Here is a 15,981-nt window from a genome sequence, read left to right as displayed (position 1 = left end):
GCCTCACCCCTGGTCCGCGCCGCCGTGCCGGCGCTTCACCTTGGCGATCTCGCCGGCGATGGGCAGCCAGTAGTAGAGGATGAAGGCCGCGATCACGGCCATGCCGGCCGCGGGCAGCAGGGCACCGAGCAGGGTTCCGGTGCCTAGCCAGACGAGGGCGAGCCGGAAACGTCGGCCGACGGCTGTCGCCCCGGCCGCATCGATGCTGGTGGCGAGCAGCCGACGGTCGTGACAGGCGTACCACCAGATGACGTTGAAGAGGACGGCCGCGAGTTCGAACGTGGTGCCGTGCAGGACGACGGCGGTGCGCTGCCCGTGTCCCTCGCGGAGTGCTTCGGCCAGTACGGAGGCCGCGAAGGGCAGGAACGCGACGTCCATGAGCAGCACGGTGTTCAGGAAGAGCACCACCCGGTCGGCGCTGCGGATGTGGTCGAACATGATGTGGTGGTTGGCCCACACCTGGCCGATCAGCATGAAGGTGACCGCGTAGGCCAGGTAGGAGGGCCAGAGCGCGGCGAGGCCGTGCAGCAGGTGGCTGGTGTCGGGTGGCGGGTGGATCTCCAGGACGAGCAGTGTGATGGCGATGGCGATGACGGCATCGCTGAACGCGACCACCCGGGCAGGGTCGCGCTCCAGACCGAACGGCTCTCCTGGTTCCTGAACAGGCTCTGTCATCGCCCCAGCCTCTGGCACCGGACGCCGCTTCGCGAGCAACCGCGTGGCATTTCCCCGGCGGTGCGGGCCGGCCGGGCGGCGGCACCGCCCGTGCAGGAGCGGTCAGGGCCGGGACGCCGGGTCAGCTGCCCGGCGTCCCGCCGGATTCCTGCACCACCGAGAGCCATCGGGTGCCGTACTCGACGACAGTGCGCGCCACGCGCCGATCGACGGTCCCCGTGTACGTCTCGACGGTCTGGCCCTGGGAACCCGCGGACGCACCCTTCGACGTCAGGCCGCAGCCGGAGAGCGCAGCGCGCAGCCGGGAGAGGTCTGTGGTGAGGTCGCTCCGGCCGTCGTACTCGACGTAGGTGTGCCGCGCCCTGGCCCCCCGGTCTCCGCGGAAGTCCCGGTCGTAGCTCCACGTGCTGCTCGGCCGCTGCAGAAGCTGGTCCACCGCCAGGCACCCGCCCGCCGACCCGAGGACCGGGTCGTCGCTCCCGTCCCGGCTCGCTCGCCAGTGCCACTGCTCGTACAACGGCAGCGCCTCGGGTGCCTTGAGGTCTATCACCCCGTTCTTCTCGTACGGGGTGATCCCCACCGCGGCCGACCGGGAGGCGGTCGGCGCCTTCGCCGGACGCGTCTCATGCGTACCGCTGCCCGGCAGGACGGCCCAGGTCACCACCCCCGCCACCGCGACGACGGCCGCGGCCGCGGCACCGGTCCGCCGGCGGGCGAGCCGCCGGTCCCCCCGAGCGCGCAGTTGAGCCGAGGAGGGCATGCGCACCGTGACCTCGTCCAGCAGTTCCTCGACTTCAGCCATGGCTGGCCGTCCCCTCGGCAACGGAAGTGGAATCGCTCTCGGCGAGCCGCTCGCCGAGGATCTTGCGGGCCCGGCTGAGCCGGGTGCGTACGGCGCCGTTGGAGGCGCCGGTCTCCCGTGCGACCTGCTCCACCGGCAGGTCCAGGAGATGGTGCAGGACAACCGCCTGCCGCTGGTCGGGGGGCAGTTCGCGCAGCGCGGCCACCAACGCCACACGGTCGCCGGAGAGTTCGGGCACATCCGGCTGCGGGCCGTGCCGGAAGTGCGCGCGCAGCCGCCCCCTGGCCCGCCGCCATGTACTGATCGCCAGCCGCATCGCCACCGTGCGCACCCACGGCAGCGGGTCACCCTCACGCGTGAGCTTCGCCCAGCGCTGCCAGGCCCGTACGTACGCCTCCTGCACCGCGTCCTCCGCCTCCCCCAGGTCACCGGTCATCGCATAGACCACGGCGACCATGCGTTTGGCGGTGGCGGAGTAGAACGCGTCGAATTCCTCCGGCTGCGTCGCCATCCCCGTCGTCCCCCGTCTGCCGGGCACGTCCCCGTGCCGCGTACCTGCTCATGTCTTGGACACGCTCGGGGCGGGTGGGATGTTACGCGGAATCCGCACGTGTCCGGGGAACGAACGGGGCACGCCGTCCCGGCGGTTCTCCTGCCCGGACATGGCGTCGGCAGCATCACTGTGCCCTTCGCGCACCCTGATGAGCGTCAACTTCTCCCGCGCCGCCTCCGCCCCGAAGTGGTACGGCCGCCGGCGCTGGTGGTGGCCCGGTGGCTGCGGCGTCATGCGGCGTCATGCGGCGTCATGCGGCGTCATGGGGCGTCATGGGGCGTCATGAGGAGGTGGTGCGGCGGGCGTAGGCGCGGGCGGCGCGGGCGCGGTCGCCGCAGCGGGTGGAGCACCAGTGACGGCGGCCGTGCCGGAGCAGGTAGCGGTTGCAGGGGGCGGAGCCGCAGGCGGTGAGGCGGTCGGCGTCGGGGCCGGTGAGCAGGTCGGAGGCGTCAGCGGCGAGGACGGCCAGGGCGTGGTCCACGATCGCGGTGGTGGGGTGGGGGGTGGCGCGGTAGGGGCCGGTCCTGTCGTCCCACTGCAGCAACGGGGCGGTGGGGACGCGGGTCATCGCGTCGTTGACGGCCCGGATCGCGGCGGGGAGGGCGGGCAGCCCTTCGGCGCGGGAGGCGAACAGCGACCTGATCTGTTCGCGCAGCGAGCGCAACTGCGTCGCGCACACCTCCCGCATGCCGGCGTCGACCGGAGCGAGACCGCGTTCCGTCAGCCAGTGGTTCGCCTGCGCGGGAGTGCCCAGGAGATCGACCGTGTGCCCGCCGGCCAGGGCGATCGCGCTGTTGGCAAGGGCGAGGGACAGGTGCTCCTCCTCGCCCTGTACGGGCGGCAGGCCGGGCTGTTCGATCACGGACTCCTCCATATCTCTCATGGTACGGCTTGCGTGTATCCGTGAGAAGCGGCTACGGTCGTCTCACGGTTCAGCGAGATATATCCGTGAGGTGCCTGGTGTCTTCCCTCCCCGCAGCGACCACCCCGTTCCCCGTCCGCGTATTCGGCGGCCCGACCGCCCTCTTCGAGTACGGCGGCCTGCGCTTCCTGACCGACCCGACCTTCGACGCCCCGGGTGACTACGTCCGTCCCGACGGCCGGTTCCTGACCAAGACCGCCCCCTCCAGCGGCGCCCCCGTCGGCCTCGGGCCCGTCGACGTGGTCCTGCTCTCGCACGACGAGCACCCCGACAACCTCGACACCTCCGGCCGGGCCCTGCTCGCCGACGTCCCGCTCACCCTCACCACCCGCGGCGGCGGACAGCGCCTCGGCGCGAAGGCCAGGGGGCTGGCCGACTGGGAGTCCGTCGAGCTGGACCGCCCCGACGGCGGCACGGTCACCGTGACCGGCGTCCCCGCCGTGCACGGCCCCGGCCGGCGTGAGGAGGTCGAGCCGATCACCGGCCAGGTGGTCGGTTTCGTCCTGACCGGAGCGGGTCTGCCGACCGTCTACGTCAGCGGGGACAACGCCTCCCTCGACGCGGTCAGGGAGATCGCCGAGCGCTTCGCCCCCGTCGACACCGCCCTCCTCTTCGCCGGTGCCCCCCGCTTCCGCGCACTTTTCGACAACCAGCTGATCGTCCTGGACAGCGCCCAGGCCGCCGAGGCGGCCCGGATCCTCGGCGCCCGCCGCGTGGTCCCCGTCCACTACGACAGCTGGGCCCACTTCACCGAAGGCCACGACGAACTGTCAGCCGCCTTCACCGCCGCCGGTCTGGCGGACCGTCTGGACTGGGGCCGGCGCGGCTGACCTCCGGTGCCCGAAACACCGACACGACGCGAGCCCTCCACGCCGCTCGCGGTCGGGGCCCGGCCGCCGGGCCCCGTCAGCTGTCAGCACCAGATCTCAGCGGACCCTCCACCGAGCGCCGGACTGGTCGAGCGGTGTCGACGGCCCGTTGTGATCGGCCTGACGAGCCTGACAAGGATGAGGCCATGAGGCCGGACCTCGCGGCGGATTCCTAGACCGTCGCCCGCCGGACCTGGTAGTTCCAGCGTGTGAGTGACCGGACGACGGTCTCGGCGCCGATGGGGTTGGCGCTGTGCACGAAGACCGTGCCGATCCGGAAGGGCCGTCCGTTGAAAGCCGCCTCTTCCAGGAGGGTCACCACAGGCAGGATGCTGTCGTCGCCGCCGAGGTCGTGGTCGAGCCAGAGTTCGTCGATGAAGCTGTCGCGGTGCTCTTGCAGGAGCCTGACGCCTTCGTCGCTGCTGCGCGCGATTCGCGTGGTCCAGGGCAGTGGCCGGAGATCGTCTATGCCGAGGATGACCGGCGACGGGACGGGCGACTCTTCTTTCATCCGACCATCATCACGGCATGGCATGGCATGGCATGGTCGCCGCTGTGCTTCTCCTCGGCAACTCGCGTGACTACGACCGCGGCTCATGCCACGAGCGTGCCGGATCCAGCGGGGAGCCACCGGGAACGGCAGTGGCCGACGGGTGGCTGATCCCGCGTCCACCGACGTAGGCGCTTCGCGGGTCAGAACAGCTGTCAGTGCCGGGTGGCATGATCCGCTGCATGGATCTCCGTCTCGTCTTCGCCGACCTCGACCGGGTGGACTGGTCACGGCTTCAGCACGCCTACGGCTCCGCGGAGGACGTCCCCGCGCTGCTTCGGGATCTCGCGTCCCCGGTGGAGAAGACTGCCGCGGAGGCCGAGGAGGAGTTGTGGAGCAGCATCGTCCACCAGGGCACGGTCTACGCGGCGACCGCGCCCGCGGTGCCGTTCCTGGCGCGGCTCGTTGCCGAAGGCGTGCGCCGAAGTGCCCTGCTGGGCATGCTCGGTGTGATCGCCGGGAGCGGGGACGAGCACGGTCTGCCGGTGCCCGGGGCGGCCCGCGACGCCGTCGTGGCGCAGCTGGGGCTGCTCCTGCCGCTGCTCGCGGACGACGATCGTGAGGTGCGGCGGATCACGGCGTGGGCGGTGGCCCAGTGTCGGGCGGCGGCCGGCGCCGACGCGCGGGTGGCGCTGCGGGCCCGCTGGGCGGCGGAGCGCGATCCGGCGGTGCGCGCCGACGTGCTGACGGCCTGTGCGCTCCTGGATCCCGCTGCGGCCGGGGAGTTGTGCGCCGCGGCGCTCGCCGGAGACGAGCCGGCGCCGGTTCAGGTTGCGGCGCTGCTGGTCACCGCCGACTGCGGCCTGCCGTGGGACGCGGAGACGACCGCGTGCGTCACGGCGTTGGTCCCGTTGGAGCGGCACGGATTCGGCGGCCTGTGGGAGCGGGAGCCGCTGCACGCGATCGCCGAAGCTCTGCACGGACGCGGCGAGGTCGACACCGTCATCGACCTGGTCGGCTCCGCGCTCGGGCGGGCCGTGGCACTGCGGCTCCAGGGGAGCGAGCACGCGCAGACCGCCACCACCGAGGCGCGGTGGGCCGCCGAGTCCCTCGCCCGCCGCTCACGGACCGCCCCGGCACGGCTGCTGCCCGCAGTGCTCCCGCTGCTCGACGATCCGGCCACCGCGCCCGGCGTGTTTTCGCTGCTGCGTGCCTGGGGTCAGCCCGTCCCGGCGGCGGTCCCGGCCCTGCTTGCCATCGCGCGGGGCGATGACGATTCGGCCGACGGGGCCCTCGCCGCGCTGGTGTGTCTGGGAGCACCGGAGGCGACCGGGCTGCTCGCCCGCCACCTGCCCGAGCGGCCCCGCGCACTGGAGGCCGCGTACCGTCTCGCGGCCGGTGAGATCCGGTCGCCGGGCCGGACCCACGCGCCCGGCGAGGACCGGACGCCCCTGCCCTACGATCCTGAACTGCTCGACGCGATACGCGTCCGGCTTGCCGTCGAACCCCCCGGCGAGCGCCGATCGGTCATCGGCGGCTCGTTGGCCGCGGTCAACGAGCCGGTCTACCTGAGCGGGCTGCTGGCCGCCTGGGGCGGGCAGGCCAGGGCCGCCCTGCCGGAGCTGCTCGCCGCGCTGTCGCGCCATCCGCTGCCGGTCGGCCGCGCCCTGGCCGCCGTGGCCGATCCCCGGGCCGACGCGGACGTGGTCGAGGCGCTGCGAGCCCAGGCCCGACAGGGACCGCCGGCCACGCGTCAGGCAGCGGCCGGCGCACTTCACTCCCTGACCGGCGACGCCGACCCCCTGGTCTCCGTACTCTCCGAGCTGCTGGCCGAGCGAGGCAACAGCCTGGACCACACCGTCACCGTGACCGCCTCGCTCGGGGAAGCGGCTCGTCCCTTGCTGCCGCTGCTGCGCACGCTGCTGGCGGAACCGCCGCAGTCGCGGGAGACCATGCCGGCGATCAGGGCAGCGCTCGGGGCCGCGGCGCTGGTCTGGGAACTGACCGGGGACGAGCAGGCGGTGCTCCCGGTGATCCGGGAGGGTCTCGCCTGGGCCTCCCGGGCATGGGGTCAGGAGACGGTGAAACGCGCCGCCGAAGTCGCCGGCCTGCTCGGTCCCACGGCCGGGCCGCTCGTTCCCGACCTGGTCCCGCTGCTGGACGACCCGGAACTCTCCCCGGCCCTCGTGCTCGCCCTGACCAGCATCTGTCCCGGGGCCGACACCCTCGGCGGGCTCCCTCGGACCACCCTGGCCGACCGTGTCCTCGCGGCGGTCCGGCCGGGCTGGTACGCGCGCTCCGCCTCGGCCGTGCTGAAAGCCTGCGCCGCGCTCGGCCCGGCAGCCTTCACCGACGCTCAGCTCGACCTGATCCGCGACCTCGCGGACGGCGACCGGCGCATGGTGGGCGCCGGCCTCCAGGACCGGATCATCCTCGACGACGAGCACTTCCGCACCGAGGCCCGGAAGGTCCTGCGGACACTGACCGGCGACGCCTCGAACGCGTAGAGACCGCGGCCGTGCAACGTGGCCCTCCAGCCGGCCGGGCCACGTCGTCGCTACCTCAAACTGACGCCGTCGCCCACGGCGTTCACCGAGGCCACCGTGCTGCTCCCCGCATACGACCAGCGCCAGTAACCCGCGGCGTTCGCTGTCGCCGTCGTGCTCAGGTAGCCCGTCGCGTTGGTGCTGACCGTCTTGACCGTCGTGTAGGTGGTGCTGCCCGACTTTCTGAACTGCAGCTTCACCGACTGTCCCGCATAACCGGTGAACGTGGTGGCCGCGTCGGTCGTCGCGCGGGTGAGACGGCCGGAGACCGTCAGTCTGGCGCCCTTGGCCACCGGTTCGGGGCCGGCGTTCACCGTCAGCTTCGCTGTCTTCAGCTGGGTGACGCCGTCTCCCGCCGAGGTCGCGGCGGCGGAGGTGCCGTTCTGCGCGAAGGACCAGCGCCAGGTGCCCGAAGTGCTCGTCGTGGCGGTCGTCCTCAGCTTGCCGTCGGTGCCCGAGGTCACGGTCCTGACCGTGGTGTAGGACGTGCCGCCAGCCTTCTTGAACTGCAGTTTCACCGGCTGGCCCGGGTATCCGACGACGGCCTTCGTACCGTCGGCCTCGATCGTGTTCCAGTCGGGGCGGGTGAGCCGGCCGGTGAAGGTGAGCGTGCCGCCCTTGCGAACCGGCTCGGGGGTGGCGTTCATCGCCGCGAGCTTTGTTTCCTTCAGCAGCAGCGCGTCGCGGCCGGGCAGGTTCTCGTACTGCGGGTACAGCGTGGACTCCAGGTACTGGCCGCCGTCGTACGCGTAGCCGAAAATCCTGAGCCCGACGGGTCCGGGAGAGTCGTTGGAGTAGTAGGCCGGGTCCAGGATCGCTGTTCCGGTGCAGGTGGACACGGTGGAGGTCGTCTGCACACACGTCATGTTGTGGCCCACGGGCCCTTCGAGGAAGGTGCCCGCCAGGTCGGCATCGATGGTCTCGATGCCGCCGGAGTCGTCGTAGATCTGGGCGCTGACCGGCACCGTCACCGTCCCGGCGGTACCGAGGACGATCGGCTTGCCGTTGTTGATGGAGACACCGCGGAATTCGGTGTCTCCGTACGCCGCCTCGGCCGGCGTCGCGAGCAGCCATCCGCCGGTCACTGCTGCTGCCAGGAGCAGAGCCGTTCTTCGTACGGCGTTCCGGGATCTCGTTGCCTCGGGCGTCATGGAACCCCCCATGTAGTCAGGCCTGTGGTCAGGCCTGTGGTCAGGCCTGTAGCCGAGCCGTGTCCCCTGCACGGTTCGCGCATCTTTTCATGAAGATCAACAGACCTTGTGCGGGAGTACCGGGAGTACCGGGAGCCCGGAGGACCAGTGTGATGAGTCCGTCGGCCGGGTGACCCGGAAGCCGGGTCGGACCTGCGGCGTCCACGGGGACCGCTACGAAGATCATGTCCACTTCGTGATCTCCGGATGAAGTCGTCCTTGCACGCTCGTCGTACCGGCCGCAGGCTCGCTGCCGCGCTCTGCTCGTTTCGCCGTACTCCTCGTCCCGCTCACCGCTCACGCAGCCGTTCCCGGAGCGGCGGATGCCCGGGCGAAGCAGGAGAAGCGGCTGAAGTCGTGGGGCAGCAACCGCTCCGGCCAGCTCGGCAACGGCACCACCACCGACAGCAGCACCCCGGTGACCACGCTCACGGCCCTGACCGGAGTCGACAAGATCGCCGCACCGGTGGGCGGTGACTTCAGCCTCGCCAACTGAGGGGGCATGAGTGCCCTTCGCGTGCCATGCCCACGGGGGGTGCGGAGTGGCCTCCCGGTGCCGGCGATCGGTGCGCAGCCGGTCCGCCGAACGAGACCAGAGGCCGCATATCCGCAGGTCAGCTTCCCGACACCCCAGGCCGTGGACCCGGGGTGTCGGGAAGCTGACCGCTCTCGCGGCAGGGGCTGGCTCCGGCCTCGGCTCGCGGCGAGCCGGGGTTCCACGGCGCAGGGCGGACCAGGTCCCGGTTCGGCTACCGGACCGGGACCGGGGGCAGCGGCTCACGGGCGGCGTGCCAGGCGGGCGGGAGGGCGGCGACGCCCGTACGAGCGGCGATCACCCCGCCCGCGATGGCGCACGTGGTGTCGATGTCGCCGCGCCCGGCGACCGTGAGCCACAGGCCCTCGTGCAGGTCGTCAAGGTGTCCTGCCGCGCACCAGAGGGCGTAGGGGACGGTGTCGGGGCCGGACATCCGGTAGCCGGAGCCCAGGACTTCCGCCGCGTGCCGGACCGAGGTACGTGCCGGCATCCGGGCCGCGATCCGCACCCCCGACCGGACGTCGCTGTCGGGAAGCCGCGCGGCGACCGCCTGGAGGAAGTCCGGGCGGGCCGGTGCGGGCCCGCCCCGGCTGCGGGTTGCCAGCGCCGCGGCGAGGGCCACCGCCACCGCCCCGGCGACCGCCTCCGGATGGTGGTGCGAGACCGTGCTCTGACGGGCGGCCTGCTCCGCGACGGCATCGAGGTCGGCGGCGTGCCAGGCTCCCAGCGGGGCGACGCGCATGGCCGCGCCGTTGCCCCAGGAGCCCTGGCCGCCGAACTGTCCGGCGACCACCTGCTGCCAGGGCTCACCCGCGCCGATGCGGCGGAGCACGTCGTGCATCGAGGCTCCGTAGCCGCGGTGGGTGTCGTCGGCGTAGGCCTCGGCGAGGCGCAGGGCGAAGCGGTCCTGGTCGACGGTGCCATCGCCCGCGGCGAGTTCCCGGACGAGCACGAGCGCCTGGGCGGTGTCGTCGCTCCACCGCCACAGCGGCTCCGGGGGCAGGGTCCGGGCATCCAGGGCCGCCTCGCCCTCGTGGCGCAGGATGCCGAACCAGCGGTCGCCGAAGGCATCACCGAAGGCGAGCCCCGACAACGAGTCCAGCGCGGCGGTGGGCAGGTTGATCATCGGAGCAGTATCACAAGGCGACGGCGTCCTCGGCACCCCGGTTTCGGCGCGGGGTGCGCGCGGTGCGGGACGGGGGCCTCCAGGGCCCGCGCCCCACGCCCCACGCTCCACGCCCCACGCCCCAGGGCCCTGGGGCGTGGAGACGGAGAAGGGCGAGCCATGGGCTCGCCCCCTCCGCGCTGTCAGGCGGACGGGTTGACGATCACCTCGGCCGAGTTGTTCTCGCTGTCCGGGTCGAAGGTGAGGGACGTGTCGGAGTGCGGGTGGGCGATGACGCGGCCCGTCGCGTCGGGGACGACCCGGTCGATGCGCAGCTGGAACGGGAAGCCGACCGCCAGGTCCGGCTTGGCCCACAGCGGGAGGGTGCAGGCGTAGTGGCCGATGGCGGGGTCGTCGCCGGAGGTCCAGGCGCTGTGGCAGGTGGCGGGCACGGACGTGGCGGTGGTGCCCTCCGGGAGGTAGTAGTCGATGACGGCGACGGGGTCGCCCGAGCTGACGTTGCCGACCCAGGCCGGGCCGTGGTTGTCGAAGCGGAAGCCGGCGGTGACGGTGTCGCCCGCCGCGCCGCTCACCTCGGTGCCGGACACGGCGAAGTCGGCGGTGTTGTCGGCGTCGACGTGCCAGGAGCGGCCGTTGTCCGAGCCGTTGAGGTCGGTCGCGTCGCCGCCGGGCTGGACCTCGTAGTCGAACCGCTCGTACAGGGCGTGGCCGGTGACGGTGAGGCGCAGCGGCTCCGGGAGCTCCACCGTGGCGCCCGGAGCGACGTCGGTGTCGAAGGAGCAGGTCACGTCCGTCATGGGCGTGTACTCGCCGTCGGGGTCCGGCCCGGTGTACGTGCACTGCGGGTAGCGGGTGGTGACGTCGAGGCCGTACGTCGCCCACATCTTCACGGTGAAGCCGTGCGCGGTCTCGTTGCCGGTGTTGGTGACGGAGAACGGCACCGTGAGGACGGTGCCGGGCGCGACGCCGCTGACGTCCTGCGGGGCGCTGACACCGAGGTCCGGGCCGGAGCCGACGGTGACGGAGGTCTCCGCGGAGTCCTGCGGGGCGGTGAGCGTGCCGTCGGGGCCGCCGGTGGCGGTGGCCGAGTACTCGATCGTGCCCTGCGCTCCCACGGTGGCGCCGGCGGCGGCCCGCACCTTCAGCTGCACCTGTGCGCTGTAGCGGGTCGGCACGTCCCCGGTGTCGCACACGGCGACGGTACCGGCGTCGTCCGGCGTGCAGTTGTCGGGCCAGGCCACCTCGGCGACGCCGGCGAGCCCGGAGACGTCGACGGTCAGCCGCCCGTCGGTCACGGTGAAATTGCCGTTGTCGTGGTAGAGGCCGAGCGCCAGCGACCGGTACTGCGCCGCACCGCCGTTCGGGGCGACGGTGACCGTCTGGTCGTACGGCGCCTGGACCCACAGCTGATCGGTCTGTGAGTCGTCGGCGAAGGCGACGCCGCTGCCGAGACCGGCGGCGACCAGCGCCCCCACGGCTCCGGCACAGGCTCCGCTGCGCAGCACACGCCCGACGGAGACAGAACTCATGACATCCCCCAGATGGGACAGAAGAGACCCCGGCGAAGTGGCCCCCGCCGGGCCCGAGTTGGACGACCTGCCGAGACGGAAGGTTGTAGCGGAGGGCGTGCGGCGCGTGGTTCTTACCGTCTTCTTGACCAGCCGTCCCTCGCCCTGCCCCGCTGACCGGCGACGGCCGCGGTGGCCGCGTACCGTGGTGGGCATGGCGCCGCCTCTTCCTGGCCCGCTGGCCCATCTGGCCCCGCTGCTCACCCACTACGGCTACTGGGCCGTCGGCGGTGTCGTCCTCGTGGAGGACTTCGGCGTGCCCGCGCCGGGGGAGACCATCCTGATCGCCGCGGGGATCTACGCGGGGGCCGGAGACCTGAACATCGTGGCCGTGGCGGTCATCGCGTTCGCCGCCGCCGTCGTCGGGGACAACGTCGGCTATCTGATCGGCCACACCGGCGGACGGGCCTTCGTGCACCGCTGGGGTCGCTATGTGTTCCTGACGCCGCAGCGCTTCGAGGCGGCCGAGGAGTTCTTCACCCGGCACGGCGGCAAGATCGTCACCGTCGCCCGTTTCGTCGAGGGACTGCGCCAGGTCAACGGCATCATCGCGGGCACCAGCGGCATGCCCTGGCGTCGCTTCCTGGTCTTCAACGCCCTCGGTGCCGCGCTGTGGGTCGGCCTGTGGGCGAGCCTGGCCTATGCGGCGGGCACCCACATCACCGCGATCTACGACGAGATCAGCCGCTACCAGCTGTACGCGCTCGTCGCCCTCGGCGTCCTGGTCGCCGCGCTCGTCCTCCGGCACGTACTGCGCCGCCGGCGCCGGCACCAGGACTGACCCGGGGAGTGTTCAGCTTTCCGGCCCGGGTACGGCCGGCGCCCGGCGGCGGCGTACGAGCGCGGCCGCCGCGCCCAGGCCGATCAGGGCCGCGAGCGCGCCGTAGCCGTAGGTGAGGGTGGCGAGCGAGGCGACGGCGGCGACGAGCAGCGGGCCGCCCGCGTCGCCGAGTTCGCGGCCGAGTTCCGCGGCGCCCATGGTCTGGCCCAGGCGCTCCGCGGGCGTGCCCGCGGCCAGCGCGGCGAAGCCGAGCGGGGTGATCAGCCCCGTACCGGCGCCGGTCAGGACGGCGGCGGAGAGGATGCCGGCCAGACCGGGCAGCATGGCGCAGGCCAGGCCGGCGGCGGTGAGCAGCAGCCCGGCGGTGAGTCCGGCGCGGGTCGTCAGGCGCCCCGCGTCCAGGGCGCGCCCGGCGCGCGGCTGGACCAGCGCGGCGGTCGCGGCGAGCACCGACACGGCGGCGCCGGTCGCGACCGTGTCCAGCCCCGCCGTACGGCCGGAGACGGGCAGGAAGCCGACCCCGACCGACAGCGCCGCGGTGGCGGCGGCCAGTGCGGCGGTCGGGGCGAGGAACGCCGGTTCGGTGAGGCGGCGGGCCAGGTCGAGGACCGTCTGCCGGGCCCTGGGCAGCGGCGGCACGACGGGGACGGTGAGCGCGGCCCAGCAGGCGACCGTCACGCCGAGCACCGCGAGGACGGCGAACAGCAGGCGCAGGCCGCCGGCCCGGACCAGGACCCCGCCGAGCAGGGGGCCGAGGGTGTAGCCGATCGACTTGTAGAAGCCGTAACTGCCGAAGGCGCGGCCCCGCTTGGCGGCCGGGTTGAGGCGGGCGACCAGCGCCGAGGCGGACGGGGAGAAGGCGGCGGCCGCGGCTCCCTGGCCGAGGCGGGCGGCCCAGAGCCAGCCGGGGCTGTCGGCCAGGACGTACAGCGCGGAGGCGAGGGTGAAGGCGGCCAGGCCGCCGAGCAGGACGGGACGGGCGCCGATCCGGTCGGCGAGGGTGCCGAACACCGGCTTCAGCACCACCTCGGCGCCGTCGTACAGGGCGAGCAGACCGCCCAGCACCAGCAGCGAGGTGACCGCGTCCGCGCTGTTGCCGCCGAGACTGGCGGCGATGCCGTGCGCACCGAAGGCGGTGGTGAACCCCGCCGCGTACAGCGGCCACATCCGCCGGCCCGCAACGGGCCGCGCGGTCACCGTTCCGCCCCCGCGGTCCCGTGCAGCACGGCGAGGGCACGCTCGGCGTAGTCCACGCAGGCGGCCGCGGACCGCCTGAGCCGCTCGCCGGTCTCGGCCGCCAGTGGCGGACCGAACACGTAGCGCGCGGTCAGGTCACGGTGCCGGTGCCGGTGCCGGTCGGTGGGCGCCATCGCCCCGCCGGCACCCTCGGTGAGGACCGGTACGTCCGGAGCGGCCCGCACGCGCTGCGCGTGCGGGAGCGCGCCGGTCCCGCGCGGCTCGCTCCGGGTGCCGTACGGCGGGACGTCAGGCATTGAGGACACCGGTCGCCAGCAGGCCCAGCAGCGTCACTCCGATGACGACGCGGTAGATCACGAAGGCGTTGAAGGAGTGCTTGGCGACGAACTTCAGGAGCCAGGCGATGGAGGCGTAGGCGACCACGAAGGAGACGGCCGTGCCGACGGCCAGCGGGACCGCGCCGACGCCGGCGCCCACGGCGTCCTTGAGTTCGTACAGGCCCGCCCCGGTCAGGGCCGGGATGCCGAGGAAGAAGGAGAGGCGGGTGGCGGCGACCCGGTCCAGGTCGAGGACGAGCGCGGTGGACATGGTGGCGCCGGAGCGCGAGAAGCCGGGGAAGAGCAGGGCGAGGATCTGCGCGCTGCCGACCAGCATCGCGTCCTTGAACGTGGTGTCTTCCTCACCGCGCTTGTGCCGGCCCATCTGGTCGGCGGCCCACATCACGCCGGATCCGACGATCAGCGAAGCGGCCACCACCCACAGCGAGCCCAGCGGCCCCTCGACCAGCTTCTTGGCGGCCAGGCCCACGACCACGATCGGGATCGTGGCGTAGACGACCCACCAGGCGAACTTGTAGTCGTGGTGGTGACGCTCGTTCTTGTCGACCAGGCCGCGGCCCCATGCGGAGACGATCCGCACGATGTCCTTGAAGAAGTAGAGGAGTACGGCGGCGATGGCGCCGACCTGGATGACGGCGGTGAACCCGACCACCGAGGTGTCGTCGACGGGTATGTTCATGAGCCCCTCGGTGATCTTCAGATGCCCGGTGGAGGACACCGGAAGGAACTCGGTCACCCCCTCGACGACTCCGAGGACGGCGGCCTGGCCGATGCTGATGGCGCTCATACGGGACCCCTCTGTGTGGCACACTCGCAGCACGGAAGCTTTTACACGTGAGTAAAACTCCTACACGGGTGTAAAAGATAGAGGGCGATACGGGAGAACGACAAACCCATGGCAGCCGACGCGCACGGCCGGGGCCAGAAGCGGGCGAACGGCGCCCGTGAGGCCGAGTTCCTGGATCTCCTCCAGCAGGCCGGCACCGCACTGACGCCGGGCGAGGTGACCGAACGCCTCGGTGACGGGCTGACGTACAACAGCGTGGTGACGATCCTCACCCGCATGCACACCAAGGGTCTGCTCACCCGCACCCCGCGCGGCCGGGCCTACGCCTACGCCCCCGTCACCGACGACGCCGGCTTCGCCGCCCGCCGGATGCGCACCGTCCTGGAGGAACGCCCCGACCGCGAGGCCGTCCTCGCCCGCTTCGCCGACGAGCTGTCCGACACCGACGCCGACCTCCTGCGCCAGCTGCTCGGCCCCGACCAGGACCCCGGCCGATAGGAGGCGACGCACGGATGCGCATCGCCGTCTACATCCCGCTGCTGCTCTCGCTCGTCGCCCCGCTCGCCGCCCGCCCGCTGGCCGAGCGCTGCGAACCCCGCCTGGCCACCTGGCTGCTCACCGCCGCGGCCCTGGTCCTGGGCACGGCGAGCACGGTCTCCCTGGGCCTGCTGGCCGTCACCGGCCTGATCCGCATCCCGCAACTCGCCGCACTCGGCCACTGGTCCGCCCACTCCGCGCAGCACGACGACCCCGCCCAGCTCTCCGTCGCGCTCGTCGCCGGACTGCTGCTCGGCGCCGCCGTGCTGACCGCGGCCCGCATGCTCTGGCGCCGCGCCCGCACCCTGGCCGCCGCGGCACTGGACGCCGCCTGCATGCCGACCCGCGACGGCACCGTCATCGTCGACGACGAGGCGCCCGACGCCTACGCACTGCCCGGCCTGCCCGGCCGGATCGTCGTCTCCACCGGCATGCTGCACACCCTCGACGAGACCGAGCGCACCATCCTGCTCGCCCACGAACGCGCCCATCTGACCGCCCACCACTACGCGTTCGTCGCCCTCGCCCAGCTCGGCGCCTGCGCCAACCCGCTCCTGCGCCCGTTCGCCACCGCCGTCGCCTACACCATCGAGCGCTGGGCCGACGAGAACGCCGTCCGGGCCACCGGCGACCGCCGCCGCGTCGCCCGCACCGTCGGCAAGGCCGCCCTCGCCGCCCACCAGGTCCCGGCCCTCGCCCGCGCCGCGGGCGCCGCCCTCGGCATCCTCGGTGTGCGTGGTCTGCGCGGCCGCCGCGGACCGCTCGCTTCCGCCGGTCCCGTACCCCGCCGCGTTGCCGCGCTCCTCGCCCCGCCGCTCGGCCGCCACCCCGCCCTCACCGCCGGCACCGCGCTCGTCCTCGGCACGGCGATCCTCGCCACCGCCGAGGCCACCCACGACCTCCACGTCCTGCTGGAGACCATCGGCGTCCGGTAGCGACTTCCCGTTCCCCCGACGGCCACCGCCCGGAGCCGATGACGGCGTGCCGCCGGAACCGTTCCGGCCGTGGTGAACGCGAGCAGGGCCGCGCCCGTATCCACTACGAGTCACTCACCACCGCCGACCC

General features: G+C 73.0%; 17 protein-coding genes. 6 read left to right on the top strand and 11 right to left on the bottom strand.

Annotated elements, in window-relative coordinates; genetic code table 11:
• Nucleotides 1-3: 3 nt before the first annotated feature.
• The 4 genes from ACFZB3_RS27610 to ACFZB3_RS27595 form a co-directional block, all read right to left on the bottom strand.
• On the bottom strand, nt 4-675 hold the full coding sequence (locus ACFZB3_RS27610; RefSeq protein WP_391379634.1) for a TMEM175 family protein: 672 nt from the start codon (nt 673-675) through the stop codon (nt 4-6).
• 121 nt (nt 676-796) lie between these two features.
• Nucleotides 797-1,477, bottom strand: coding sequence for a hypothetical protein (locus tag ACFZB3_RS27605; protein ID WP_391379630.1), 681 nt, complete (start codon nt 1,475-1,477; stop codon nt 797-799).
• Complete coding sequence (locus tag ACFZB3_RS27600; protein WP_391379627.1) at nt 1,470-1,988, bottom strand: SigE family RNA polymerase sigma factor; 519 nt, start codon at nt 1,986-1,988, stop codon at nt 1,470-1,472. Before ACFZB3_RS27600 ends, ACFZB3_RS27605 begins: the two co-directional genes overlap by 8 nt.
• A 322-nt stretch (nt 1,989-2,310) precedes the next feature.
• Nucleotides 2,311-2,904 carry an ABATE domain-containing protein gene (locus ACFZB3_RS27595; protein ID WP_391379625.1) on the bottom strand — a complete coding sequence of 198 codons (594 nt, stop codon included), beginning with the start codon at nt 2,902-2,904 and terminating at the stop codon, nt 2,311-2,313.
• 86 nt (nt 2,905-2,990) lie between these two features.
• On the opposite strand from ACFZB3_RS27595, the gene ACFZB3_RS27590 reads away from it, so the two are divergent.
• Nucleotides 2,991-3,782: an MBL fold metallo-hydrolase gene (locus ACFZB3_RS27590; RefSeq protein ID WP_391379623.1), complete on the top strand. Its 792-nt coding sequence runs from the start codon at nt 2,991-2,993 to the stop codon at nt 3,780-3,782.
• Nucleotides 3,783-3,993: 211 nt separating this feature from the next.
• Here ACFZB3_RS27590 and ACFZB3_RS27585 read toward each other — a convergent pair whose 3' ends face one another.
• The gene (locus tag ACFZB3_RS27585) at nt 3,994-4,332 is read right to left on the bottom strand and encodes a cyclic-phosphate processing receiver domain-containing protein (protein WP_391379620.1); all 339 of its coding nucleotides are present in this window, start codon (nt 4,330-4,332) and stop codon (nt 3,994-3,996) included.
• 221 nt (nt 4,333-4,553) lie between these two features.
• Here ACFZB3_RS27585 and ACFZB3_RS27580 point away from each other — a divergent pair, with 221 nt between their 5' ends.
• Entirely contained in the window at nt 4,554-6,818 is a 2,265-nt protein-coding gene (locus tag ACFZB3_RS27580) for a hypothetical protein (protein ID WP_391379619.1), read from the top strand.
• A 50-nt stretch (nt 6,819-6,868) separates the two neighbouring features.
• Here ACFZB3_RS27580 and ACFZB3_RS27575 read toward each other — a convergent pair whose 3' ends face one another.
• A complete protein-coding gene (locus ACFZB3_RS27575) occupies nt 6,869-8,008 on the bottom strand; it encodes a hypothetical protein (RefSeq protein WP_391379618.1) in 1,140 nt (379 codons plus the stop codon).
• Nucleotides 8,009-8,297: 289 nt separating this feature from the next.
• Between ACFZB3_RS27575 and ACFZB3_RS27570 the strand changes: the two genes are divergently transcribed.
• On the top strand, nt 8,298-8,543 hold the full coding sequence (locus ACFZB3_RS27570; RefSeq protein WP_391379821.1) for a hypothetical protein: 246 nt from the start codon (nt 8,298-8,300) through the stop codon (nt 8,541-8,543).
• A gap of 253 nt (nt 8,544-8,796) precedes the next feature.
• Here the strand turns inward: ACFZB3_RS27570 and ACFZB3_RS27565 are convergent, their stop codons facing one another.
• Both ACFZB3_RS27565 and ACFZB3_RS27560 read right to left on the bottom strand, forming a co-directional pair.
• The gene (locus ACFZB3_RS27565) at nt 8,797-9,708 is read right to left on the bottom strand and encodes an ADP-ribosylglycohydrolase family protein (protein WP_391379617.1); all 912 of its coding nucleotides are present in this window, start codon (nt 9,706-9,708) and stop codon (nt 8,797-8,799) included.
• A 182-nt stretch (nt 9,709-9,890) separates the two neighbouring features.
• On the bottom strand, nt 9,891-11,237 hold the full coding sequence (locus ACFZB3_RS27560; RefSeq protein WP_391379616.1) for a hypothetical protein: 1,347 nt from the start codon (nt 11,235-11,237) through the stop codon (nt 9,891-9,893).
• A 193-nt stretch (nt 11,238-11,430) separates the two neighbouring features.
• Here ACFZB3_RS27560 and ACFZB3_RS27555 point away from each other — a divergent pair, with 193 nt between their 5' ends.
• A complete protein-coding gene (locus tag ACFZB3_RS27555; protein ID WP_391379615.1) occupies nt 11,431-12,057 on the top strand; it encodes a VTT domain-containing protein in 627 nt (208 codons plus the stop codon).
• 12 nt (nt 12,058-12,069) lie between these two features.
• Here the strand turns inward: ACFZB3_RS27555 and ACFZB3_RS27550 are convergent, their stop codons facing one another.
• Genes ACFZB3_RS27550 through ACFZB3_RS27540 form a run of 3 tightly spaced genes read right to left on the bottom strand, consistent with a single transcriptional unit; the run spans nt 12,070 to nt 14,379 of the window.
• Entirely contained in the window at nt 12,070-13,224 is a 1,155-nt protein-coding gene (locus ACFZB3_RS27550; RefSeq protein ID WP_391379820.1) for an MFS transporter, read from the bottom strand.
• Between the two features lie 26 nt (nt 13,225-13,250).
• Nucleotides 13,251-13,550 carry a Chromate resistance protein ChrB gene (locus tag ACFZB3_RS27545; protein ID WP_391379614.1) on the bottom strand — a complete coding sequence of 100 codons (300 nt, stop codon included), beginning with the start codon at nt 13,548-13,550 and terminating at the stop codon, nt 13,251-13,253.
• On the bottom strand, nt 13,543-14,379 hold the full coding sequence (locus tag ACFZB3_RS27540) for an undecaprenyl-diphosphate phosphatase (RefSeq protein ID WP_391379612.1): 837 nt from the start codon (nt 14,377-14,379) through the stop codon (nt 13,543-13,545). The genes ACFZB3_RS27545 and ACFZB3_RS27540 overlap by 8 nt, the downstream gene beginning before the upstream one ends.
• A gap of 108 nt (nt 14,380-14,487) precedes the next feature.
• Here ACFZB3_RS27540 and ACFZB3_RS27535 point away from each other — a divergent pair, with 108 nt between their 5' ends.
• Together ACFZB3_RS27535 and ACFZB3_RS27530 are read left to right on the top strand one after the other, a co-directional pair.
• Nucleotides 14,488-14,877 (top strand): BlaI/MecI/CopY family transcriptional regulator, encoded by a 390-nt coding sequence (locus ACFZB3_RS27535; protein WP_391379611.1) that lies wholly within the window; start codon nt 14,488-14,490, stop codon nt 14,875-14,877.
• Between the two features lie 14 nt (nt 14,878-14,891).
• Nucleotides 14,892-15,851, top strand: coding sequence for a M48 family metalloprotease (locus tag ACFZB3_RS27530; RefSeq protein WP_391379609.1), 960 nt, complete (start codon nt 14,892-14,894; stop codon nt 15,849-15,851).
• Nucleotides 15,852-15,981 lie beyond the last annotated feature (130 nt).

It is taken from the genome of Streptomyces sp. NPDC008092, from assembly GCF_042957285.1.
Taxonomy (GTDB): domain Bacteria; phylum Actinomycetota; class Actinomycetes; order Streptomycetales; family Streptomycetaceae; genus Streptomyces.
The sequence above is the reverse complement of the archived record's forward strand: the minus strand, read 5'-3'. Positions and strand labels throughout refer to the sequence as shown.